The sequence below is a fragment of the Paracoccus sphaerophysae genome (assembly GCF_000763805.1).
Classification (GTDB): Bacteria; Pseudomonadota; Alphaproteobacteria; order Rhodobacterales; family Rhodobacteraceae; genus Paracoccus; species Paracoccus sphaerophysae.
Genome location: NZ_JRKS01000026.1, coordinates 1 through 22,595 on the forward strand (window position 1 = coordinate 1; position 22,595 = coordinate 22,595).

Sequence of the window (22,595 nt, forward strand, 5' to 3'; positions counted from 1 at the left end):
GCGGTCCATCAGCGGCCCGGACAGCCGCCCCATGTAATCCGCCCCGCATTGCGGCGCGCGGGCGCAGGCGCGCGCGGGATCGGCGAAATGCCCGCAGCGGCAGGGGTTGGCGGCGGCCACCAGCAGGGAGCGACAGGGGTAGCGGACATGCGCGCTGGCGCGGGCGCGGGCGCCCCCGCCGGGCCCGAGACGGCTGGCCAGCCCGGCCAGGGCGCCGGCCCGCGGCCCCCCCTGCAGCCCGCAAGCGGTGGCAAAGAACACGTCCTGCCCGGGGGCGAAGTTCAGCACCAGTCCGCCGGCGACAAAGCCCAGCAGTTGCGCCAGCGGGATATTGGCGAGCGTCTCCCAGATCATCCGGTCGATCCGCGCGGGAATTGCGGCAGGCCGTCGGCGATGTCGTGATAATCGCCCTTGTCGCCGACCCAGACATGCCGCAGCAGCCGCATCCCCGTGGGCGGGTCGAGCGTCCCGGCGGAAATCTCGGTGTCCCCGGTCGCGTCGCTGCGCCAGAACAGCGACGACCCGCAGGCCGGGCAGAAGCCTCGCGCGGCCGTTTCGGACGAGCGGTACCACGTCACCGGGCCCTCGATCTCGACCCGGCCCGCCTCGAGCCCTGCCCAGACATGCCCGGACCAGCGCCGGCACTGGCTGCAATGGCAGGCGACGACGCCCTGGGCCGGGTCGTGGAGCGTATAGCGCACCGCGCCGCACAGGCATCCGCCGCGCAGGATCATTGCTGCGCGTCCTGCGGCAGGCCATCGGCGATGTCGTAGTAATCGCCCTTGTCGGCGACCCAGATGTGGCGTTCCAGCCGCAGGCCAGTCGGCGCGTCGATGCAGCCCAGCGCTACGTCGGTGTCGCCGCGGCCGATGGCGCGCCAGAACATCGACGACCCGCAGGTGTCGCAGAACCCCCGCTCGGCGGTCTCCGAGGACCGGTACCAGCGGATGTGGCCCTCGCCCCGGATGGTCAGCCGGTCGTTCGGGACCGGGACGGCGGCCCAGACATGGCCCGACCAGCGGCGGCACTGGCCGCAGTGGCAGGCGGCCACGTCGGGCAGAGGCCCGCGCATGGCCACGCGAATGCTGCCGCACAGGCAGCGGGCGGTGCGGTCAGAGATCTCCGAACACATCCTGCATCATCCTTTCCAAGGCGGCCTGGTCGGCGGCGGTGAAGGCGTCGGGCCGGTCGCTGTCGATGTCCAGCACCCCGATTAGCCGCCCGGCGCGGCCGATCACCGGCACCACGATTTCCGACCGGGTCGACGAGGAACAGGCGATGTGCCCGGCGAACGCCTCGACATCCGGGACCAGCTGGGTCTGCCGGGTCCGCGCCGCCGCCCCGCAGACCCCGCGCGAGAACGGGATCACCAGGCAGCCATGCCCGCCCTGATAGGGGCCGATCTTGAGCAGATCGGGCGCGACCACCCGATAGAAGCCGGTCCAGTCGAAGCGGTCGTCGGCGTGGTGCAGTTCGCAGGCGAGCGTCGCCATCAGGGCGATCTCGTCGGTCTCGCCCTGGGTCAGGGCGGCGATGCGGGCGGAAAGGTCTGCATAGTCGATCATGGCGCGACCCTAGACCGCGCCCGACCGGCGCAAAAGCCCCGTCAGGTGCGGGCGTACGTTCACCGGCTCCGGGCCCGGCTACGCCGGGATCGTCTCGACCGTCAGGTTGCCGTTGGTATAGACGCAAATCTCGGCCGCGATCGCCATCGCGCGGCGGGCGACCTCCTCGGCGTCCAGGGAGGTCTCCATCAGCGCCCGCGCGGCGGCCAGCGCATAGTTGCCACCCGAGCCGATGGCGGCGACGTCATGTTCCGGCTCCAGCACGTCGCCGGCGCCGGTCACGACGTAAAGCTGGGCGCCGTCGGTGACGATCAGCATCGCCTCCAGGTTGCGCAGATACTTGTCGGTGCGCCAGTCCTTGGCCAGTTCCACGCAGGCGCGCTGCAGCTGGCCGGGGGCGGATTCGAGCTTCTTCTCCAGCCGTTCCAGCAGGGTAAAGGCGTCCGCCGTGGACCCGGCGAAGCCCACCACGACGTCGCGCCCGCCCGGTGACAGGCGGCGGACCTTGCGCGCCGTGCCCTTCATCACCGTCTGGCCGACGCTGACCTGCCCGTCGCCCGCGACCACCACCTTGCCGCCGCGGCGCACCGCGAGGATCGTCGTGCCGTGCCAGCCGGGAAACCTGTCGTCGCTCATCGGGTGCCTCCGTTCGTCGCAGGTGCCAGATAGGCGCCGCCGGCCGCTTTCGCAACGCGCCCGGCGCGGCTAGGGTCGCGCCATGCCGACCCTGCGCGTCTATCTGCACGGACACATGCTGCAAACCGCCCGTGCCGGGACCTTCCCGGTCATGGCGGTGCTGCAACGCACGGTCGAGGCGCAAGGCTGGACCGTCGCCTTCGAGCGCGCCAGCGGGCAGGCGCCCGAGACCCCCCCGCCGCCCGGAGACTACGCGCTCTATCACATGAAGCGGCCGCTGCATCCGCGCAGCCTGACCATGCGGCGTGCCTATCACTATCCGTTCTGGCAGATCGAGCCGGTGGCCGAGCGCTGGCGCTTTCGCGTCGCACGGGCGGCGTTCGACCCCACGGGCATCGACCCCGACGCCGCCGCGGCCTTCGTGCGCAGCCTGCGCCGGCGGGTGCTGGCGGGGCCGGACCCGGTGCGCGGCGATCACGTGCTGGTGCCGTTGCAGGGCCATATCCGCCAGACCCGGTCCTTCCAGACCATGAGCCCGGTCGAGATGCTGGATGCCGTCTGCCGCACCGGCCGGCCGGTGGTGGCGACGCTGCATCCCTCGGAACACTACGACGCCGACGACCACGCCGCGCTGGCCGCGCTGAGCGCCCGCCACCGCGACCTGACCATCGGCGGCGACACCATGCGACTGCTGCGCGACTGCGCCTTCGTCGCGACGCAGAACAGCGCGGTGGCGTTCGACGGGATGATCCTCGGCAAGCCCGCGGTGCTGTTCGCCCAGGTCGATTTCCACCACGTCGCGCTGAACGTGGCCGAGCTGGGGGCCGAGGCGGCGCTGGCCGCGGCCGACCGCCATGCGCCCGACACCGCGCGCTACCTGTGGTGGTTTCTCAAGCAGAACAGCATCGACGCCCAGGCCCCCGATGCGGGCCAGCGGATGCTGGCCGCGATGCGCGCCGGCGGCTGGGCGATCTAGCACCGCCGCCAAGGATGCGGCTGGCCCGACCAGCGGCCGGGCCGGCGCGGGATCAGGCCAGATCGCCCTCGATCAGGTAATCCGGCAGGTTCTGGAAGCTCACCGGCCGCAGGAAGCGGCGGATCGACAGCGTCCCGACCGACGTCGCGCCGAAGTTGGTCGAGGCCGGATAGGGGCCGCCATGGACCATCGCATCGGCGACCTCGACCCCGGTGGGAAAGCCGTTGGCCAGCACCCGCCCGACCTTTTGCGCCAGCACAGGCAGCAGCCGGCGGGCATCCGCGGCGTCGCCCGGATCGGTGTGCAGCGTCGCGGTCAGCTGGCCGGGCAGGCCGCGGGCGATGCGCTCCATGTCGTCCACCGACCGGGCGCGGACCACGAGGCCCAGCGGACCAAAGACCTCCTCGGCCAGGTAGTCCTCGCCCAGGAAGGCGTCGGCGGTGGTCTCATACAGGTTCGGCGAGGCGCTGCGGTCTCGGCTTTCCGTCGCCAGCACCGGCTTGACGGCGTTCGAGCGGTTCATCCGCTCGGCTCCCTCGCGGTAGGCCTGGGCGATGCCGTCGGTCAGCATGGTCTGCGGCGCGACCTGTTCCAGCGCCGCCCGGGCCGCGGCGACCAGCCGGTCGGCGTCAGGGCCGTCCAGCACCACCGCGATGCCCGGGTTGGTGCAGAACTGCCCCGCGCCCATGGTCAGCGACCCGGCCCAGCCCTTGCCGATTTCGTCGCCGCGGGCTTTGGCGGCCTCGGGCAGCACGAACATCGGGTTGACCGAGCCCAGCTCGCCAAAGAACGGGATCGGCTCGGGGCGGGCGGCGCACAGGTCGAACAGCGCCCGGCCGCCGGCCAGCGACCCGGTGAAGCCCACCGCCTTGATGCGCGGATCGGTGACCAGCGCCTCGCCGACCTTGCGGTTGCCGCCCTGGATCAGGCTGAAGACGCCCTTCGGCATCCCGGTCTTTTCGACCGCCGCCTTGACCGCCTCGGCGACGATCTCGCCGGTGCCGGGATGGGCCGAGTGGCCCTTGACGACGACCGGGCAGCCCGCCGCCAGCGCCGCGGCGGTGTCGCCCCCGGCGGTCGAGAAGGCGAGCGGGAAGTTCGACGCGCCGAATACCGCCACCGGACCGACCGGCAGCTGCATCATCCGCAGTTCGGGCCGCGGCGCGGGCTGGCGGTCGGGCAGCGCGGCGTCGGTGCGCCGGTCCAGATAGGCGCCGTCGCGGATATGCGAGGCGAACAGCCGCAGCTGGCCGGTGGTGCGGCCGCGTTCGCCCTGCAGCCGCGCCTCGGGCAGGCCGCTTTCCTGGGTGCCGATCTCGGTGATGGCGTCAGCGCGGGCCTCGATCTCGTCGGCGATGGCGTCGAGGAAGCGGGCCCGGTCCTCGCGGCTGGTGGCGGCATAGGCGTCGAAGGCCTCGGCCGCCGCGGCGCAGGCGCGGGCGACCAGATCGGGGGTGCCGACCGCATAGTCATGCGCCGGCCCATGCGCGGGGGACGAGGCGAAGCTGGTGTCTCCCGCCACCCATTCGCCGCCGATCAGGTGCTTGCCATGAGGGGTAAAGCCGGTCATCCGCTGTCCTTTCGCTGTCTTCGGTCATCGGACCGCCGCGGCGGTCAACGCATAACGGTATACCGGACCACTTGGACCCCCGCCAAGCCGGGCGCAAGGGGGTCGGAAGGGCTATCCGGGGCCGATCAGCCGCAGGCCGGACCGGGCCGAGCGGCCGGTGGCGTCGATCACCGACAGCGTCGCCCAGCCCGGCGCTGCGGGCAGCTGGGTGGCGGGGTCGGGCGAGCCGACCGCGACCGGGCGGCCGTCAAGCAGCCAGGTGTAGGGCCCGGCGCCGCCGCGAACGCGGACCACAAGTCGCCCCTGGGTCAGTTCGACCTCGGCGCCGTCGGGCGGGAACAGGATCGCCAGCGGCTCGGCCTGCGGCGCCACCGGGTCGGCGGGCCGGGTCGTGCCGCGGGGCTGGAACCGCCGCAGCGCGGGCGGCAAGGCGGCGTTGGGCACGGTCAGCGCGCCGGGCGGCGGCGGGGGCAGCGGCGTGGCGCGCGTGCCCAGCGCGTCGAACAGGTCGAACAGCAAGGGCGCGGCGAGATCGCCGCCGAACGCCCCCGGCACCGGCGTTCCGTCGGGCCGCCCCAGCCACACCCCGGCAACGAAGCGCCCGTCATAGCCCAGCGCCAGCGCGTCGCGGTGGCCATAGCTGGTGCCGGTCTTCCACGCGACCCGGCCCGCGGCGCGCCCGCCCGGCGGCGCGTGCTGGGCCAGGATCGACCCCGCATACCAGGCCGCGACCGGGCCGGCGACCGAAGCCAGCTCGCGCATCTCGCCCGGACGCACGTGCAGCGCCGCCGCCCGCCCGCCGCGGGCGAGCGCCCCGTAGGCCTGCACCAGCCCTTCCAGCGACACCCCGCCGCCGCCCAGCACCACCGCCAGCCCCGGCGGCCCTTGCGTCGTCACCGGCGCCCCGGCCCGGCGCAGGGCGGCGGCGATGCGCGCCGGGCCCAGCGCCTCGGCCACCCGCACCACCGGGATGTTCAGCGATTCTACCAGCGCCTGCCGGATCGTCACCGTGCCGCGAAAGCGGCGGTCGAAGTTTTCCGGCTGCCAGCGGCCAAAGGCGGCGGGACGGTCCTCGATCAGCGTTTCCGGGTGGATCAGCCCGTCGTCGAAGCCCAGCGCATAGACCAGCGGCTTCAGCGTCGAGCCGGGCGAGCGCAGCGCCTGCGTCATGTCGATGTACCCGCCCGCCCGCGGGTCGGTGAACTGCGCCGCGCCGACATGGGCGAGGATCTCTCCGGTCTCGTGATCGGCGAGGATCAGCGCCGCCGAGACCTGCGCGGGCTGGCCCGCGACAGCGCGGGCCGCCAGCCGCTCCGCCTGCCGCTGCAATGCCGGGTCGAGCGTGGTTTCGATGCGCGGCGCGCCGGGATGGGCGCGGCGCAGCCGGTCGGCCAGCAGCGGCGCAAGCGCCGGAAAGGCGCGGCGGCGGTCGGGCAGGGGCATGGCGCGGGCGGTGGCGGCGGCCTCGGCGCTCAGCAGGCCCAGCGCCTCGGCCCGAGCGATGACGCGGTTGCGGGCGGCCTCGGCGGCGGTTCGGCGGGCGGGCAGGTCGGGGCGGCGCGCCTCGGGCGCCTGCGGCAGCGCGACCAGCAGCGCCGATTCGGCGGGGGTCAGCCGGGTCGGTTCCTTGCCGAACCACATCAGGCTGGCGGCGCGCACGCCCTCGGTGTTACCGCCATAGGGTGCGAGCCGCAGATACAGGCCCAGGATGCCCTCCTTGCCCAGCCGCCGTTCCAGCGCCATCGCCACCCGCGCCTGCCGCAGCTTGGCCCGCCAGTCCCCGGTCGGCCCGCGTTCCAGCAGCCGCGCGGTCTGCATCGACAGGGTCGAGGAGCCCGACACCACCCGCCCGTGGCGCAGCGCCTGCCAGCCCGCGCGGGCGATGGCGCGCGGGTCGATCCCGTCGTGATCGGCAAAGCGCCGATCCTCCCACCCGACCAGCATCCGCAAGAAGCCGGGGTCCACCCCCTGGGCCGGGGTTGCGAGCCGCCACAGGCCGTTTTCCACCGGAAAGGCCCGCAACAGGCTGCCGTCGCGGGCCAGCACCTCGGTCCCGGTGGCGACGGCCAGCGGCGGCAGTTCGGTCGCGTCGATCCAGCGCGACAGCGCGGCGCGGCCCGCGTCGCCCGCGCCGGCCAGCAGGCCCAGCGCGCAGGCCGCGGCGATCAGCCGCCGGCCGCTGCGGCGCTGCGGGTCAGCGGGTGATCGTCGTCGCGCCACTGTCGGTCCAGGCCCGGCGGTCGGGGCGATACATGTCCTCGACCGTGGCCGCGGGATGGCGGAACACGCCCGGAGTCACCGCGCGCACTTGATAGGCCAGCCGCAGCGGCGAGTCCCCGATCGCCGTGACCGCGGCGGCAAAGCGGTCCTGCCGGAACTCGGCCATCTCGGTCGCGGCGGTGTCGCCCAGCCAGTCCAGATCGCCGGTCTCGCCCCGGGTCAGCAGGTTGGGGTTGTCGATCTCGAACCCCGCCGGCAGCGGGTCGGTGACGATCAGCCGCCCGTCCGCGGCGCCGATGGGGTCCACCTCGATCACCGCGACCAGCCGCGTGCCCAGCGGCACGCTGGCCGGATCGACCGGCTGCCCGTCGGCAGTGAAATAGCTGCGCGCGATGGCAAACGCGGTGCCCCCCGCCGCCGGCGGATCGACGGGTACGGCGGTCGTGGCCAGCGTCACCTCGACGGGCGCGCTGCCCGAGTTGGCCAGCTGGACCGGAGGCAGCGCCGCGGCGTCGCCCAGGTCCTGCACCGGCGCCGACAGTGCTGCACCCGACAGCGTCAGCCCGCCGCCGGCATCCTTGCCCGAGGACAGCGCCTGCGCGGCCAGCGTGATCCAGCCCGCCTCCTGCGTGGACAGCGGCGCGCCGTCCAGGTCGCGCTGATCGGCGCGGCTGGCGATGCCCACCGCCAGCGCATCGCGGTCGACGGCTTGCGAGCCCGCCTCGGCCGCCAGCGCCAGCACGCCCGCAAGGTCGCGCAACGCGGTGCCGTAATCGGCGCGGAACAGCCCCTCGGGCTCGCGCCCCTCGGTCGCCAGCGCCTGGGCGTGGCGGAACATGATGTCCGCGCGCGGCTGGTCGCCATAGGCCGCCAGCGCCGCCCCCAGCTGCGCTGCGGCAAGCGGCGTGTCGAACTTCGCCGCGCCGGTGTCGACGTAATAGCGCAGGTCGCTGACCACGGCCTGCCCTTCGCGCGCCAGCACATAGGCGGCATAGGCGGTGGCCGCGTTCTCGCCCGAATCGGCGAATTCCGGCGCCGCCGCGGCGTTCAGCCCGTTCTGCAGCGCCTGCAGCGCCAGCCGGAAGGCGGGGTCGGGCACCGCGTGGCCCTGCGCCCTCGCCCGGCCCAGGAAGTCGGTGACATAGGCGGCCAGCCAGCGGTCGCCGCTATCGGGCTGCCACAGCCCGAAACTTCCGTCCGAGGCCTGCCGGGTCATGACCTGCGCGATGGCGGAATCGACGGTCCTGGGGTCGACTCCGGGCGGCGTCGGCATGCCTTCGGGCATCAGCGCCTGCGCGTAAAGCTGCGGCAGCGCGCCCGAGGACAGCTGCTCGGTGCAGCCATAGGGATAGGCCGCCAGCTGCGCCAGCGCGCCCGGCACGTTCAGCCGCGCGAAGGCGCCCGAGGTAAGGGTGATGCGCCCGGTCCCCGGCTGGAACCGGCCCAGCGGCGCCAGATCGACCGTCTGCGCGGCGCCGGGGGCCAGAGTCAGCTTGATCCGCCGGCTGACGGCGGCATCCATGCGCTGGACCGGGATGGTCAGGTCCTTGCTGACCGTGCGCCCGTCCGGCAGCCGGGCCGAGACGCGCAGCCTGGCCGTGCCTTCGGTATCCGGCGCGGTCAGGGTCAGCGGCACGGTCACCGCCTGCTTGTCGGTCAGCGTCACGCTGGCGGGCAGGTCGGCGGTGGCCAGCGTGACGCCCGCCTCGGGCTCGGCCGAGCCCTGGTCCGCCGCCGCCTCGGCCGCGGCGGTCTGCACGGCCGAGAGGTTTTCCACCGACAGCGCCACCTCGCCCGCCGGGCCGTCAAGATGGGTCAGCGCCAGATGCGCATTCGCCACGTCGCCGGGGGCGAGGAATGCGGGGACGGTCGCGGTCATCACCACCGGGTCGCGGACCAGCATCGTGGTGTCGGTCTGGCCCACGCCCTTGCCGGTCCAGACCAGCGCCATGATCCGCAGTTCGCCGTTGAAGTCGGGCAGCGGGATCGTGACAGTGGTGGTCCCGTCCGGTCCCAGAGTCAGCGGGCCGGAAAACCACCCCATCAGCTTTTCGGTCGGCGGCGGCGCCTGGGTCTGCATCGAGGACGCATCGCCCCCCGCCCGGATCGTCCCGTCGGCCGCCCCGCCGGGCAGGATCAGCCGACCATACAGGTCGCGCATCCCCACCCCCAGCCGGCGCTGGCCCAGATAGTGGTCCGAGGCCGAGGGCGGCTGATAGCCTGTCAGGTTCAGGATGCCCTGGTCCACCGCCCAGATCGTCGCGTTCACGGTCTCGCCCGCGGCCGCGCCGGCGACGGCCAGCGTCACCTGCGCCGTGCCGCGGGGATCGGCCTGCGGCGGCGCGGTCAGCGTCGCCTGCAAGGCGCGGTCGCCGGGGTCGACATGGGCCGCAGCGATGCCCAGCGCCCGGATCGGGGTGCGCGCCGACAGCTCGGCGGTTCCGGCGGCCACCGGGCGGATGGCGCTGACCGCGACATAGGCGCTGGCGCCCCAGTCCTCGGTCACCGGCAGATCGACGGTGTTGTCGCCGGCCGTGACCGGCACCGTCTGCATCGAGATCACCCGGTTCGACAGCACCGACACCACCGCGACCCCGTCGGCCAGCGCCCTCAGCGTCACCCGCGCGGTGTCGCCCACCGCATAGCCGGGCCTGTCAAGCGACACCGACAGCCGGTCGGGCGTGTCGGTGCCCGTGGTGGCGGCGCCCCAGCCGGCCTCGAAGGTGGTCGAGCTGCGCGCCCCGTCGGGGCCGGTCACGACCAGCTCATAGCTGCCCCAGTCCACCGGGGCCGAGATCGACCCCGGCGCGCCGGCCAGATCGAGCGCGCCATTGGCGATGCGCTCGCGGCGGGTGATCGGTTCCCAGTTCCAGTCGCCGCCCATCGCATACCACTGATAGGTGGTGTCGATGCGGTTCAGCACCCACTCGACCCGCGCCGGCTGCGGGGTCAGGTCGGGGCCGACCGCGACCACCTGGAACCGCGCCTCGGCGCCCTGCGGGACGGTGCCGCCGTCGAACCCGGGGCGGATGCCCAGCGCCGTGCGGGCCGGCAGGACCAGCCGGCTGTCGCGCCGCTCGACCGGGCGGCCGGCGCCCTCGCGCACGGTCAGGGTCAGCTGCGCCTCCCACGGGCGGGCGGCCTGGGCCAGCGCCGGGGGCAGATCGACGCGGGCAGCAAAGCGCCCCTCGGCGTCGGTGACGCCGGCGGGCATCGCCACCACTTCGGGCGCGGCATCGTCGTCGTGGCGGCCGAAGACATAGCCCTCGAATCCCGGCAGCGTGGTGGCCGGGGTCAGGCGCAGCTCTCCCTCGACCGGCAGGCCGGCGGCGGGGGCACCGAACAGCCAGCGCGCGTCGATGGCGGCCTGAACCGGCTGCGCGGCGGGCTGCGGGGTGTCGGGCAGCGCAAGGTCGAAGGCTATGCGCTCGGGACGGAAATCCTCGACCAGCAGCTTGGCCGACGCGAGCGGCCGGCCCTTGTCCTCGACCCGGAAATCGACCCGCCACAGCCCGCGCGGCGCGGTGTCGGGGATCGGCACGGCCAGCGTATAGCCGCCGGCGCCGGCGGGTTCGGCCAGCATCCGCGCGTGTTCCACCCCGTCGGGGCGCAGCACCACGGCGGTCAGCGGCAGACCCTCGATCGCGCGGCCGCGGTCGTCGCGGGTCAGGATGGTGGCGTGGGCGATCTCGCCGGCGCGATAGGCGCCGCGGTCGGTGGCGGCGAAGACATCGATCGGTGGGGCCGGCGGATTGCCCTCGACCCCGCGGTCGGACAGGTCGAATTCGGGGTCGATCAGCGACAGGAAGCCCATGTCGGCGATTTCGCCGCCCTGGCGCAGCGTGGCTGTCACCAGCGCCGGTTCCGCCGCGCCGGTGCCGCGGGTCAGGCCAGAGGCGAACCGCGCCACGCCCTGGTCGTCGGTCGCGGCGGTGGCCAGAACGGCGTTGCCGCGCGACACCAGCGCCACGTCGATCCCCGCCCGCGCCGCCGCATCCGACAGCCCGCGCACGGCCACGGTCAGCCCGTCGGTCCCCGACCAGCTGGCCAGCCCCAGATCCGAGATCATGAACCACTGCGTCGCCGCCGGCGCCATCTCGGTCGAGCTGCCCGCCACCTGCGCGGTCAGCGCATAGATGCCGGGGGTCAGCGGCCCGGCGGTCCGGGTCAGGTCCAGCCGGGTGGCGATCTCGGCGTTCACCGGGGCCGCGCCGCCGCCCGCCGCGGGGGCGACGCTGGCCTGGCCGGTCCAGATCTCCTCGCCCATGTAGGTGGTGAAGTTCTGCGCGCCCCAGTCATCCAGCGGCGCGGCAAAGATCTCGTCGCGCAGGGCGCGGACGAGGTTGCGGTCCGACATCCGGTACAGCTTCAGATCGACCGCGCCGGTGTTCACCGTGTACAGCGTCAGCCCCTGATCGCCGCCCGCGGGCAGCACATAGGCGCGGCCGCCGAACCGCGCCATCGGTGCGCGGTCGCGAACATACATCGACAGCTCGACCGGGCGCGGCAGCGTCTGGCCGTCCGCGGCTGGCAGGCCGGGGCGCAGCGTCAGCTTCAGCGTGCTGCCGCGGGTCAGCCCCGTCACGCAGAGCTGGCTGCCCTCGGTTTCCACCGCCATCGCGGGGTCGGGCAGGGCCACATAGGGGCGGTAATCCACCCCCGCGGCCAGTTCGGCCGAGAAAAAGGCGCAGGCGCGCGGGTCCAGCGCGTCGGAATCCATCTGGTTGTCGGTGACCCGAAAGCCGTGGCGTTCCTGGAAGGCCGGGATCATCTCGGCCAGCCGCGGATCGCCGCCGCCGCCGTGGCTTTCGGCGTGGCGCAACGCCCCCAGCCCGTCCAGCCCGCGGTCGAGCTTTTCGGCGATCTCGGCCCAGCGGGTGAGCGACGGCACCGCCGGGCCGGCGCTGCGCAGCCAGGCGTTCAGCGCCGCCGATTGCGCGGCGGCCAGCGTCTCGCGGTTCTCGTTGTCGAGGTTCGCCTGCTCGAGCAGCGCGGCGGACAGCGCGTCCCAGTCGTCGGGCGAATCGGTGGCGGCGGTCACCGCGCCCTGCCAGCGGACCTGCGCTTGCGGATCGCCCGCCGCCTCGGCCAGCCGGGCGCGCAGGGCGGCCACATCCTCGCCGGTGCCCGGATAGAGCCGCCCCAACTCCTGCGCCTGGCGGCGGGCGGGGTCGAGATCAGAGTCCGGGCGCAGCCACGCCCCGGCGCCCGCGACGCGGTCGGCCGCGGCCTGCGCCACCGCCGGATCGGGGGCCGTGACCTGCCCCGACAGCGCGCCGGCGAACGGCACCGGGGGGTTGGCGGCGCCCTTGGGAAAGCAGGCGCGCGAGCGGGCGTTGTAGGTCAGCGCGGTGCAGGCCCGGTCGGCGAGGCACAGGCGGATGCAGGCCTGCTCGGTCGTCTCGAAGATCGGCGCGAGGTCGCCGCCGGGCAGGTCCACGTCCTGCTGCAGCACGATGCGGCGGTCGGGCAGCGGCCCTTCGGCCAGCGCAATGCCGGGCAGCGTGAGAGCGGCCAGCAGCGCCGCGACAGGCAGGCGACGGCACAGCCCGCCCGCGGAACGAAGGAACGAACGGACGGTCATCTGGGCCTCCTGCTGCCGATCCGGCGCGCGACTGTCGAAAGCGTGCCACGGCGTGCGCCGTTCGGCAATCTTCCGCCGTTCCGCCCGCGGACGAAACCGCGTGAACGGGCGGTCCCGTCCGGTCCCGGCGGGCAGGTGCCCCTGTCCATATAGCTTGCGCTGCGGGCGCAAATGTCGCACCAAAGCGCTTGTTCCGGGGCGTCAGGCCCCTCAGCTCATGCCACGCGTCCGCGCCAAGATGGACCGTGCCACCCAACGGGATCAGATCATGACAATCAGCCTTACCGCCCGCGCCCTGCTGCTTGCCTCGGCCGTCGCGCTGGCCCCGGCCGCGCTGCCCGCCGCCTGGGCCGAAACCCCCGCCGACACGCTGGTCGTCGCCGCGACCATCGACGACATCATCAGCCTCGACCCGGCGCAGAGCTTTGAGTTCTCGGGCAACGACGTCACCCAGAGCCTGTATGACCGGCTGGTCGATTTCGACCCGCTGGCGCTGGACAAGGGCTTTCAGCCGTCGCTGGCCGAAAGCTGGGAGGTCAGCGAGGACGGCAAGACCATCACCCTGACGATGAAGGAAGGCGTCAAGTTCCAGTCCGGCAACCCGGTCCGGGCCGAGGATGCCGCCTGGTCGCTGCAGCGCGCGGTCAAGCTGGACAAGTCCCCCGCCTTCATCCTGACCCAGTTCGGCCTGACCCCGGACAATGTCGAACAGATGGTCAAGGCGGACGGCAACAAGCTGACCATCACGATGGACCAGCCCTATGCGGAATCCTTCGTGCTGAACTGCCTGACCGCCAGCGTCGCCAGCGTGGTGGACAAGGAAACCGCCCTGCAGCATGTCGAGGGTGACGACCTGGCCAACACCTGGCTGACCACCAACGGCGCGGGGTCCGGCCCTTACAGCCTGGGCGCGTGGCGCCCGAACGAGGCGGTGCAGTTGATCGCAAACGACGCCTATTGGGGCGGCGCGCCGGCGATGAAGCGGGTGATCGTCAAGAACGTCCAGGAATCCAGCGCCCAGCGGCTGCAGCTGGAAAAGGGCGACATCGACGTGGCCCGCAACCTGACCCCCAGCGACGTCGAGGGGCTGGCCGGCAACGACGCGATCAAGGTGATCGACGAGCCGCGCGGCCGCATCCTGTACATGGGGATGAGCCAGAAGGACCCGCTGCTGTCGCAGGCGCCCGTCCAGCAAGCGATGCGCCACCTGGTCGATTTCGACGGCATGGCGAACAGCTTCCTCAAGGGCCAGTGGAAGGTGCACCAGGCCTTCCTGCCCGAAGGCTACCTTGGCGCCTCGGACCAGAACCCGTGGAAATACGACGTCGAGGCGGCCAAGAAGATCCTGACCGACGCCGGCATCACCTCGGGCACCATCACCACCAAGGTCCGCGACCTGCGCGAATACCTGGACGTGGCGCAGACCCTGCAGGCGTCGATGGCGCAGGCCGGGCTGACGCTGAACATCGAACAGATGACCGGCGCCCAGGTGCTGGACGCGTATCGCGCCCGCGAAGTGCCGATCTTCCTGGGCGAATGGGGGCCGGACTATGCCGACCCGAACACCAACGCCTCGACCTTTGCGATCAACCCCGACAACGCGGCCGAAAAGGGCAGCACGCTGGCCTGGCGCAACAGCTATGACGTGCCCAAGGCCATGCAGGACAAGGTGATCGCCGCGACGCTGGAAGGCGACAGCGAAAAGCGCAAGGCGATGTACATGGACATCCAGACCGAATATCAGGCCTCGGCCCCGATCCTGCCGCTGTTCCAGCGCGTCGAACAGAACGCGATGCAGAAAGGCATCGAGGGCTGGTCGGCCGGCGGCGCCGTCACCTCGGTCATGTATCACAAGGTCACCAAGGGCCAGTGAGCGCGTCCGACACCACCGCCGGGGGGCGGCCTGCGCCGTCCCCCGGGCCTGTCTCTTCCGGCCCGACGCCAGCCCCGGGCGGCAGCGGACGCACGGCCCGGCGCGCCCGCGCGGTGGCCGGGGTCGTGCTGTCGCTGCTGCTGACGCTGCTGGGGCTGCTGCTGGTCACCTTCGTGATCGGCCGGGTGATGCCGATCGACCCGGTGCTCAAGGTCGTGGGCGAACGCGCCACCCCCGCGCAATACGAGGCCGCGCGCCAGGCGATGGGGCTGGACAAGCCGATCCTGGTGCAGTTCGTCGCCTATGTCGGGGACGTGCTGCGGGGCGATTTCGGCCGCTCGATCTCGACCGGCCACCCGGTGGCCGAGGACCTGCGCCGGGTCTTTCCGGCGACGCTGGAACTGGCCAGCATCGGGACCCTGATCGGGGTGCTGATCGGGGTGCCGCTGGGCGTGATCGCGGCGGCGCGGCGGGGCGGCTGGATCGACCAGGTCGCCCGCGTGGTGGCGCTGATCGGCTATTCGATGCCGATCTTCTGGCTGGGGCTGATGGGGCTCCTGGTGTTCTACGGCATCCTCGGCTGGGTCGGAGGCCCGGGACGCCAGGACATCATCTATGACGGGATGGTCCCCAATGTGACCGGGCTGGTGCTGGTCGACAGCCTGATCGCCGGCGACTGGGGCGCCTTCCGGGACGCGTTTTCCCACATCATCCTGCCGGCCTCGCTGCTGGGCTATTTCAGCCTCGCCTATATCAGCCGCATGACCCGCAGCTTCATGCTGGAACAGCTGTCGGCGGAATACATCACCACCGCCCGCGTCAAGGGCCTGTCCGAACGCCGCGTCGTCTGGGGCCATGCGCTGCGCAACATCGCCGTGCCGCTGGTCACGGTGATCGCGCTCAGCTTCGGCGGGCTGCTGGAAGGGTCGGTGCTGACCGAGATCATCTTCAGCTGGCCCGGCATCGGCAGCTATATCACCAAGACCCTGCTGGCCGGCGACATGAACGCCGTGCTGGGCGGCACCGTCGTCGTCGGCGTGTGCTTCATCGCGCTGAACGCGCTGTCCGACCTGCTCTACAAACTGCTCGATCCGCGGTCGAGGTGAGCCGATGACCGATCTCTCGACCCGAGACTGGCTGCTGAGCGCTGCCCCCACCACCCGCCGCCAGGCGCGACTGGGGGCGCTGTACCAGGGCTGGCTGACCTTCCGGTCGAACCGGCTGGCGATGCTGGGCCTGATCATCCTGGTCCTGCTGGCGCTGATGGCGATCCTGGCGCCGGACTTGGCGCCCTACAGCCCGACCGCGCAGAACCTGGCCGACCGGCTGCAGCCGCCCTCGGCCAGGCACTGGCTGGGCACCGACGCGCTGGGCCGCGACATCCTGTCCCGGATCATCTGGGGGTCGCGGGTGACGCTGTTCATCGTCGGGACGGTGGCGCTGATCTCGCCGATCATCGGGCTGCTGATCGGGACCATCGCGGGGTTTGCCGGCGGCTGGGTCGACCAGGTGCTGATGCGGATCACCGACATCTTCCTGGCCTTTCCCAAGCTGATCCTCGCCCTGGCGCTGGTGGCGGCGCTGGGCCCGGGGATCGTCAACGCGGTGCTGGCGCTGGCGATCACCGGCTGGCCGCCCTATGCGCGGCTGGCGCGCGCCGAAACGTTGGCGGTGCGGAACGCCGACTATATCGCCGCTGCGCGGCTGCAGGGGGCGGGGTCGTTCCGGCTGCTGGTCGGGCATGTGTGGCCGATGTGCATTTCCTCGATGATCGTGCGGGTGGCGCTGGACATGGCAGGGATCATCCTGTCGGCGGCGGGGCTGGGCTTTCTGGGCCTCGGCGCGCAGCCGCCGCTGGCCGAATGGGGGGCGATGATTTCCGACGGGCGGACCTATATCCTCGATCACTGGTGGGTCGCGGCGATGCCGGGCCTGGCGATCTTCATCGTCAGCCTCGCCTTCAACTTCCTGGGCGACGGGCTGCGCGACGTGCTGGACCCCAAGGGCGGCGCGGAATGACTGCGACACAGCCGGGCCCGCTCCTCTCCGTCCGCGACCTGCGCGTCGCCTTCCCCACCCGCCAGGGCGTGTTCGAGGCCGTGCGCGGCGTCAGCTTCGACCTCGGCCGCGAACGGCTGGGGGTGGTGGGCGAATCCGGGTCGGGCAAGTCGATGACCGGCCGCGCGATCCTCGGCCTCGTGCGCCCGCCGGGCAAGGTCACCGCGTCGCGGATGGAGTTCGAGGGCAAGTCGATCCTCAACCTGCCCGAGCGCCAGATGCGCGCGGTCCGCGGCCGCCGGATCAGCATGGTCATGCAGGACCCCAAGTTCAGCCTGAACCCGGTGATGCGGGTTGGCGACCAGATCGTCGAGGCCTATCGCCAGCAGACCGGCGCCGGCCGCGCCGCCGCCCGCCAGCGCGCCATGGAGATGCTCGAGGCCGTCCGCATCCGTGACCCGGAGCGTGTCTTCGGCGCCTATCCGCACGAGGTCTCGGGCGGGATGGGCCAGCGGATCATGATCGCGATGATGCTGGCCTCGGGCCCGGAAATCCTGATCGCGGACGAGCCGACCTCGGCGCTGGACGTCTCGGTCCGGACCGAGGTGCTGCGGATCATGGACGACCTGGTGACCGACCGCGGTATGGGGCTGATCTTCATCAGCCACGACCTGAACCTGGTGGCGCAGTTCTGTGACCGGGTCCTCATCATGTATGCCGGCCGGGTGGTCGAGACGCTGGCCGCCCGCGACCTGCACAACGCCCGCCATCCCTATACGCAGGGGCTGCTGAACAGCCTGCCGCGGCTGGACGCGCCGCGCGAGCGGTTGGCGGTGCTGGAACGCCGGCCCGAGTGGAAGGACGGCCCGCTCGACCCCGCGCTGGTCGATGCCTCGATGATCGACGCGTTTCCGGGGGGCGTACGATGAGCGCGCCGATCCTCGAGATCCGCGACCTGCGCGTGTGGTTCGGCAACCCGCCCGACCGGGTGGATGCCGTCAAGGGCGTCGACCTGACCGTCGCGCGGGGCGAAAGCTTCGGGCTGGTGGGCGAATCAGGCTCGGGCAAGTCGACCATCCTGCGCGCGCTGGCGGGGCTGGCGCCCACCTGGTCGGGGACCATCACCGTGGACGGAGAGAGCCTGCGCGGCACCCGCCGCAGCCCCGCCTTTCACCGCCGCGTGCAGATGGTCTTTCAGGACCCCTATGCGAGCCTTCACCCCCGCCACACGGTGGACCGGGTGCTGTCCGAGACGCTCAGGCTGCAGGGGATGGACGATATCGACCGCCGCATCGGCAAGCTGCTGGACGATGTCGGGCTGGGGCGGGGCTTCCGCTTCCGCTATCCGCACCAGCTGTCGGGCGGCCAGCGCCAGCGGGTCGCCGTGGCCCGCGCCCTGGCCGGAGAGCCGGCGCTCTTGCTGCTGGATGAGCCGACCTCGGCGCTGGACGTCTCGGTGCAGGCCGAGATCCTGAACCTGCTGGCCGATCTGCGGGTCGAACGCGGGCTGACCTACGTGATGGTCAGCCACGACCTGGCCGTGATCGGGCATCTGTGCCAGCGGCTGGCGGTGATGCAGGGCGGGCTGATCGTCGATCAGCTGACCGCCGACGATCTGCGCGCGGGCCGGGCCGACAGCGCCTATACACGCGAACTGATCGCCGCCTCGCGCAGCTATGCGGGGCGCGAGGCCTAGGCCTCTTCCTCCCGCCGCAGCGCCGGCAGCCCCACCCCGGTCGCGTCGAAGCCTCCGTCCACTGCCAGGGTCTGCCCGGTGACGAAGCTCGCGTTTTCGGACAGCAGGAACACGATCCCCTCGGCGATCTCGCGCGCCTCGCCATAGCGGTTCAGCGGGATCGCGTCGTAATAGGCGGCGATGATTTCCGGCGCGTGGACCGCCATCGCCAGCTTGGTGCGCACCGGGCCGGGGGCGATGCAGTTGACCCGGATGCCCTGTTCGCCCAGCTCGGCCGCGAACTGCTTGGTGAGGTGGATCACCGCTGCCTTCGAGGTCCCATAGGCCACCCGCAGCGTCGAGGCCCGCAGCCCCGAGATCGAGGCGATGTTGACGATCGCGCCCCTGCTCTCGGCCAGCGCCGGGACCAGCGCCTGGGTGCACAGGAACACGCCGTCGAGGTTCGTCGCCATCACCTCGCGCCATTGCTCGAAGGCGGTCTGGTGGGCGCGGGAAAACAGCGCCACGCCGGCATTGTTCACTAGCGCGTCGATGCGGCCGAAGCGGGCCAGCGCCTCGTCGCGCATCCGGTCCACCTGCTCGGGGATCGAGACGTCCGCGATGACCGGCAGCACGCCCTGCAGCTGGCCGGCGGCGGCGGTGAGCTCGTCGCCGTCGCGGTCCACCATCGCCACCTGCCAGCCGCGTTCCAGCAGCAGGTCGGTGGTGGCAAGGCCGATGCCGCGCGCGGCGCCGGTGACAAGGGCGACTTTGGTCATGCTATGTCCTCGATCGGTTCGATGAGCAGTTCCAGCGTGACCCCCACCGGATTCACGCCGCGTTTCAGGATCCCGGCCTTGATGCGCCCGGCGATGTCCACGACCTCGATCGGGACATGGGCGCGCCCGCCGCGCAGATGGGCGCCATGCAGCCGCAACTCGGTGGCGAGGCAATCCATCCGCCCGCCCTGCTGAAAGCGCACATGGTCGATGCTGCCCAGACCGTGCAGCGCCGCGCGAGAGATGCCGTGGGCGGCGCACAGGGTCTCGATGGCGGTCACCACGTCCTCACCCGGCGCGATCCGGGCGATGAGGCCGCTGCCGGCGCCGCCGCCCGCCACCTGGAACAGGGTGAAGGCGGTTTCCGCGTCCGGCAGGCTGTCGAACCACGCCTCGCGGGAGCCGATGCCGGTGACGCGGCAGTCCGCGGCGACGAGGCTCTCCAGCGGCAGCAGGTGCCCCATCGCGACCGGCGGGGTGCCGGTCTGCCACAGGCCGTGGCAATGCAGGAACGGCTGCCCCTCGCGCGCGCCGACGCTGGCCGTGGCGCGCAGGACGCGGGTCGGGCCGACCGGCGCCAGCGTATCGGAATACCACGCCGCATGGACCCCGTCCGAGGAGAGCGCCGGCAGCACATAGCGCAGCGGATCGCAGGTGATCCCGTCCAGGAACACCATCCCGCCCCGGCACCCGGCAGCATCAAACAGCCGCGCCACGCCGGCCATGACCGTCTCGCCCGCCCGCAGCTCCCCCTGCACCGTCACCAGCCCGGTCCGCGCCGCCTGCACTCGCAGCTCGTTCCGCGGCCCCGGATGCACCATCCGCGCAGGTTCTTCTTTGCGGAAATATCCCGGGGTGCGGGGCTGGCCCCGCTCGGGCGCCGACGCGGGGCTCACGGCCCGCCCTCCCGGCGCAGCAGTTCCTCGCGGATCATCGTCTTGGTGATCTTGCCGTAGGCCGACTTCGGCAGCGCGTCCCACAGCACAAAGCGCCGCGGCAGCTTGTAGCGGCTCAGCTTGCCGTCGAGGAACGCCCCCAGCTCGTCGGCGCTGACCGCGGCGCCGTCGCGGGGCACGCAGACCGCCCAGCCGACCTCGCCCCACAGCGGGTCGGGCATCCCCAGCACCGCGACTTCGGAGATCGCGGGATGGGTCAGGATCTTCTCCTCGATCTCGCGCGGATAGACGTTGGACCCGCCCGAGATGAACATGTCGGACTGCCGCCCGGTGATGTACAGATAGCCCTCGGCGTCCATGTGGCCCAGGTCGCCGGTGCGGAACCAGCCGTCGCGGAAGCTTTCGGCGTTGGCCTTGGGGTTGTCGTGATAGCCGGCGAAGACCGCCGGGCCGATGACGCAGATCTCGCCGGTCTCGCCGGGGGCGACCTCGCGGCCCTGGTCGTCCTGCACCTGCACCTCGATCCCGGTGCGGGCATAGCCGCAGGTGCCGATGCGGGCGGCGTCGTCATCGGCCTCATGCGCCCAGGCGGGCAGAACGGTGATGTTGCCGGTGACCTCGCCCAGCCCGAAATACTGGACCAGCACCGGGCCCAGCAGCGCCAGCGCGCGCTTCTGGTCCTCGCGATACATCGGCGCGCCGGCATAGATCACATAGCGCAGCGACGCGGTGTCGGCGGCAGCGGCCGAGGGATGCTCGACCAGCAGCTTGAGGATCGTCGGCACCGTGAACATGGTGCTGATGCGCCAGTCGCGGACCAGCTGCCAGACGGTCTCGACGTCGAATTTCTCGGACGGCAGCAGCACGGTCTTCACCCCCCGCGCCACCTGCGTCAGCTGGTGGACCCCCGCCCCGTGCGACAGCGGCGCCACGACCAGCGAGGCATCGGCCGGGGTCAGCCCCGGCATCAGGTCGGCGAGGTAGTTCGTCACCACGAAGGCCATCTGCCCGTGGGTCAGCACCGAGGCCTTGGGCCGCCCTGTCGTCCCCGAGGTGAAGAAGAACCAGCAGGCATCGTCGCGATCCACCGCCGCCACCTGCGGGCGCTGGCCCATGTGGTCGTTGGTCACGGCCTGCAGGGACGGCCCGAAATCAGCCGCGCCGATGGACAGCGTCCAGCGCAGCTCGGGGCAGCCGGCCTGACAGGCCGCGGCGTGGTCGGGAAAGGCCGCGTTGCAGATCAAGCCTCGCGCGCCCGAGGCCTGGGTGAGATAGACGACCTCGTCCGGCGTCTGGCGGAAGTTCGCGGGTACCCAGACGCCGCCGGCGCGCCAGACCGCGAACATCGCCTGCATCATCTCGAGGCAGTTCTGCGACTGGACCATCACCCGGTCGCCCTTCTGCAGGCCCATGCCCTGCAGCGCGGCGGCGAGCGCATCGGCCCCCGCCTCGAACTCGGCCCACCTCCAGCGCGTGTCGCCCATCACCAGCGCCACCCCGTCCGGGTCGCGCCGCGCGGCCTGGGTCAGCAGCGTGGCGAGGTTCATCACCCGGGTCGAGACGGGCGGCACCAGGGTCATCTCACCCTCTCGAGGATCGAGCAGTAGTTCGCCACCGCCGCGCCGCCCATGTTGAAGACCCCGGCGAGCTTCGCCCCCGGCACTTGCATCGCGCCGGCTTCCCCGGCCAGCTGCATCGCCGCCATGACGTGCTGGCTGACGCCGGTCGCGCCGATCGGGTGGCCGCGGGATTTCAGCCCGCCCGAGGGGTTCACCGGCAGCGCCCCGTCAAAGCGGGTGGTGCCGTCGCGGACCACCTTCCAGCCCTCTCCCGGTGCCGCCAGCCCCATCGCCTCGTATTCGATCATCTCGGCGATGGTGAAACAGTCGTGGGTCTCCACCAGGTCGAGATCCATGATCCCCAGCCCCGCCTGCGCCAGCGCCTCGGCCCAGGCGCGATGCGCGCCGGCGAAGGCGATGGGATCGCGGCGCGACAGCGCCAGCAGGTCGCCGGCCTGGGCGCGGGCGCGAAAGCGGATGGCGCGGGCCAGTCCGGCGGCGGTGGCCGCATCGGCCAGCACGATCGCCGCCGCCCCGTCCGAGATCAGCGAGCAATCCGTGCGCCGCAGCGGCCCCGCCACACGCGGGTTCTTCTCGGAGGGCGTGTTGCAGAACTCGACGCCGAAGTCCTTCTGCATATGCGCGTAGGGGTTGCGCATGCCGTTTTCGTGGTTCTTGGCGGCGATCATCGCCAGCTCCTCGGATCGGTCGCCGTGGCGCTGGAAATACGTATCCGCGATGCGGCCGAAGACGCCGGCAAAGCCGCCCTCGCCGGCCTCCTCGGGCACGTAGGAAGCGGCCAGCAGGATGTCCCCGACCTCGGCCACCGGAGTCGCGGTCATCTTCTCGGCGCCGATCACCAGCGCCACCCGGCCCCGCCCCGAGGCGATGAAATCCGCCGCCGCATAGAGCGCCGCCGAGCCGGTCGCGCAGGCATTCTCGGTGCGCATGAAGGGCACCCCGGCCAGCTCGGGCGTCCCCATCGCGACCAGCGCGCCCTGGAAATCCTGGCGGCTGAAACCGTTGTTCCAGACCCCGGTGAAGATCCCGTCCACCTGGTCCGCCGTCACCCCGGCATGGGCCAGCGCCGGTCCTGCGACCTCGGCCATCAGGGCCATCGTGTCGGGCGCTTCGGACTTGCCGAATTTCGTGTGCGCCCAGCCGACGATCATCGGTTCGTGCGAAGGGGGGGCGCTGCCCCCCGGCCCGTTCGGGCCTCCTCCCGGGACATTTTCGGACCGCCCGAGTTCCGGGTTACCGTTGC

17 protein-coding genes and 1 pseudogene are annotated in these 22,595 nt (G+C 72.2%); 6 read left to right on the forward strand and 12 right to left on the reverse strand.

Going from position 1 to position 22,595, the window contains the following annotated elements; translation table 11 throughout:
* The 5 genes and pseudogenes from IC63_RS09205 to hslV form a co-directional block, all read right to left on the reverse strand.
* Window positions 1-165: pseudogene (locus tag IC63_RS09205) on the reverse strand (ATP-binding protein); the annotation flags it as partial.
* Between the two features lie 185 nt (window positions 166-350).
* Window positions 351-734, reverse strand: a complete 384-nt coding sequence (locus IC63_RS09210) for a GFA family protein (protein WP_036719409.1) — start codon at window positions 732-734, stop codon at window positions 351-353.
* Window positions 731-1,132, reverse strand: a complete 402-nt coding sequence (locus IC63_RS09215) for a GFA family protein (protein WP_036719410.1) — start codon at window positions 1,130-1,132, stop codon at window positions 731-733. The genes IC63_RS09210 and IC63_RS09215 overlap by 4 nt, the downstream gene beginning before the upstream one ends.
* Window positions 1,113-1,565 carry a GAF domain-containing protein gene (locus IC63_RS09220; protein ID WP_036719412.1) on the reverse strand — a complete coding sequence of 151 codons (453 nt, stop codon included), beginning with the start codon at window positions 1,563-1,565 and terminating at the stop codon, window positions 1,113-1,115. The genes IC63_RS09215 and IC63_RS09220 overlap by 20 nt, the downstream gene beginning before the upstream one ends.
* Window positions 1,566-1,643: 78 nt before the next feature.
* The gene (hslV, locus tag IC63_RS09225; RefSeq protein ID WP_036719413.1) at window positions 1,644-2,201 is read right to left on the reverse strand and encodes an ATP-dependent protease subunit HslV; all 558 of its coding nucleotides are present in this window, start codon (window positions 2,199-2,201) and stop codon (window positions 1,644-1,646) included.
* A gap of 82 nt (window positions 2,202-2,283) precedes the next feature.
* Between hslV and IC63_RS09230 the strand changes: the two genes are divergently transcribed.
* The gene (locus IC63_RS09230) at window positions 2,284-3,177 is read left to right on the forward strand and encodes a hypothetical protein (protein ID WP_036719415.1); all 894 of its coding nucleotides are present in this window, start codon (window positions 2,284-2,286) and stop codon (window positions 3,175-3,177) included.
* Window positions 3,178-3,229: 52 nt separating this feature from the next.
* On the opposite strand, the gene IC63_RS09235 is transcribed toward IC63_RS09230, so the two are convergent.
* The 3 genes from IC63_RS09235 to IC63_RS09245 all read right to left on the reverse strand — a co-directional run bounded on the left by IC63_RS09235 (window position 3,230) and on the right by IC63_RS09245 (window position 12,551).
* Window positions 3,230-4,747: an aldehyde dehydrogenase (NADP(+)) gene (locus IC63_RS09235; RefSeq protein ID WP_036719416.1), complete on the reverse strand. Its 1,518-nt coding sequence runs from the start codon at window positions 4,745-4,747 to the stop codon at window positions 3,230-3,232.
* A gap of 111 nt (window positions 4,748-4,858) precedes the next feature.
* Entirely contained in the window at window positions 4,859-6,967 is a 2,109-nt protein-coding gene (pbpC, locus tag IC63_RS09240) for a penicillin-binding protein 1C (protein WP_232222571.1), read from the reverse strand.
* On the reverse strand, window positions 6,942-12,551 hold the full coding sequence (locus IC63_RS09245) for an alpha-2-macroglobulin family protein (protein ID WP_052042065.1): 5,610 nt from the start codon (window positions 12,549-12,551) through the stop codon (window positions 6,942-6,944). Before IC63_RS09245 ends, pbpC begins: the two co-directional genes overlap by 26 nt.
* A 268-nt stretch (window positions 12,552-12,819) precedes the next feature.
* Between IC63_RS09245 and IC63_RS09250 the strand changes: the two genes are divergently transcribed.
* The 5 genes from IC63_RS09250 (at window position 12,820) to IC63_RS09270 (ending at window position 18,118) form a co-directional block, all read left to right on the forward strand.
* The gene (locus IC63_RS09250) at window positions 12,820-14,424 is read left to right on the forward strand and encodes an ABC transporter substrate-binding protein (RefSeq protein ID WP_036719448.1); all 1,605 of its coding nucleotides are present in this window, start codon (window positions 12,820-12,822) and stop codon (window positions 14,422-14,424) included.
* Window positions 14,425-14,537: 113 nt separating this feature from the next.
* Entirely contained in the window at window positions 14,538-15,530 is a 993-nt protein-coding gene (locus IC63_RS09255; protein WP_036719418.1) for an ABC transporter permease, read from the forward strand.
* A 4-nt stretch (window positions 15,531-15,534) separates the two neighbouring features.
* Window positions 15,535-16,443: a nickel transporter permease gene (nikC, locus tag IC63_RS09260; protein WP_036719419.1), complete on the forward strand. Its 909-nt coding sequence runs from the start codon at window positions 15,535-15,537 to the stop codon at window positions 16,441-16,443.
* Window positions 16,440-17,351, forward strand: a complete 912-nt coding sequence (locus IC63_RS09265) for an ABC transporter ATP-binding protein (protein ID WP_036719421.1) — start codon at window positions 16,440-16,442, stop codon at window positions 17,349-17,351. Before nikC ends, IC63_RS09265 begins: the two co-directional genes overlap by 4 nt.
* On the forward strand, window positions 17,348-18,118 hold the full coding sequence (locus IC63_RS09270; protein WP_036719423.1) for an ABC transporter ATP-binding protein: 771 nt from the start codon (window positions 17,348-17,350) through the stop codon (window positions 18,116-18,118). The genes IC63_RS09265 and IC63_RS09270 overlap by 4 nt, the downstream gene beginning before the upstream one ends.
* Here the strand turns inward: IC63_RS09270 and IC63_RS09275 are convergent.
* From IC63_RS09275 to IC63_RS09290, 4 genes are all read right to left on the reverse strand, one after another.
* Window positions 18,115-18,876 (reverse strand): SDR family NAD(P)-dependent oxidoreductase, encoded by a 762-nt coding sequence (locus IC63_RS09275; RefSeq protein ID WP_036719425.1) that lies wholly within the window; start codon window positions 18,874-18,876, stop codon window positions 18,115-18,117. The two genes, IC63_RS09270 and IC63_RS09275, sit on opposite strands and share 4 nt — an antisense overlap.
* On the reverse strand, window positions 18,873-19,664 hold the full coding sequence (locus IC63_RS09280; protein WP_232222572.1) for a PCC domain-containing protein: 792 nt from the start codon (window positions 19,662-19,664) through the stop codon (window positions 18,873-18,875). The genes IC63_RS09275 and IC63_RS09280 overlap by 4 nt, the downstream gene beginning before the upstream one ends.
* Before the next feature lie 104 nt (window positions 19,665-19,768).
* On the reverse strand, window positions 19,769-21,352 hold the full coding sequence (locus IC63_RS09285) for an acyl-CoA synthetase (protein ID WP_036719429.1): 1,584 nt from the start codon (window positions 21,350-21,352) through the stop codon (window positions 19,769-19,771).
* Window positions 21,349-22,503 (reverse strand): acetyl-CoA acetyltransferase, encoded by a 1,155-nt coding sequence (locus IC63_RS09290; protein ID WP_036719431.1) that lies wholly within the window; start codon window positions 22,501-22,503, stop codon window positions 21,349-21,351. Before IC63_RS09290 ends, IC63_RS09285 begins: the two co-directional genes overlap by 4 nt.
* Window positions 22,504-22,595 lie beyond the last annotated feature (92 nt).

Excerpts from the sequence above, each read along its gene's own strand:
- IC63_RS09230 (WP_036719415.1), top strand. The coding sequence starts at position 2,284 with ATGCCGACCCTGCGCGTCTATCTGCACGGACACATGCTGCAAACCGCC.
- IC63_RS09245 (WP_052042065.1), bottom strand. The coding sequence starts at position 12,551 with ATGACCGTCCGTTCGTTCCTTCGTTCCGCGGGCGGGCTGTGCCGTCGC.
- IC63_RS09210 (WP_036719409.1), bottom strand. The coding sequence starts at position 734 with ATGATCCTGCGCGGCGGATGCCTGTGCGGCGCGGTGCGCTATACGCTC.
- IC63_RS09270 (WP_036719423.1), top strand. The coding sequence starts at position 17,348 with ATGAGCGCGCCGATCCTCGAGATCCGCGACCTGCGCGTGTGGTTCGGC.
- IC63_RS09235 (WP_036719416.1), bottom strand. The coding sequence starts at position 4,747 with ATGACCGGCTTTACCCCTCATGGCAAGCACCTGATCGGCGGCGAATGG.
- IC63_RS09285 (WP_036719429.1), bottom strand. The coding sequence starts at position 21,352 with ATGACCCTGGTGCCGCCCGTCTCGACCCGGGTGATGAACCTCGCCACG.
- IC63_RS09250 (WP_036719448.1), top strand. The coding sequence starts at position 12,820 with ATGACAATCAGCCTTACCGCCCGCGCCCTGCTGCTTGCCTCGGCCGTC.
- IC63_RS09220 (WP_036719412.1), bottom strand. The coding sequence starts at position 1,565 with ATGATCGACTATGCAGACCTTTCCGCCCGCATCGCCGCCCTGACCCAG.
- hslV (WP_036719413.1), bottom strand. The coding sequence starts at position 2,201 with ATGAGCGACGACAGGTTTCCCGGCTGGCACGGCACGACGATCCTCGCG.
- IC63_RS09265 (WP_036719421.1), top strand. The coding sequence starts at position 16,440 with ATGACTGCGACACAGCCGGGCCCGCTCCTCTCCGTCCGCGACCTGCGC.
- IC63_RS09290 (WP_036719431.1), bottom strand. The coding sequence starts at position 22,503 with ATGATCGTCGGCTGGGCGCACACGAAATTCGGCAAGTCCGAAGCGCCC.
- IC63_RS09275 (WP_036719425.1), bottom strand. The coding sequence starts at position 18,876 with ATGACCAAAGTCGCCCTTGTCACCGGCGCCGCGCGCGGCATCGGCCTT.
- nikC (WP_036719419.1), top strand. The coding sequence starts at position 15,535 with ATGACCGATCTCTCGACCCGAGACTGGCTGCTGAGCGCTGCCCCCACC.
- IC63_RS09215 (WP_036719410.1), bottom strand. The coding sequence starts at position 1,132 with ATGTGTTCGGAGATCTCTGACCGCACCGCCCGCTGCCTGTGCGGCAGC.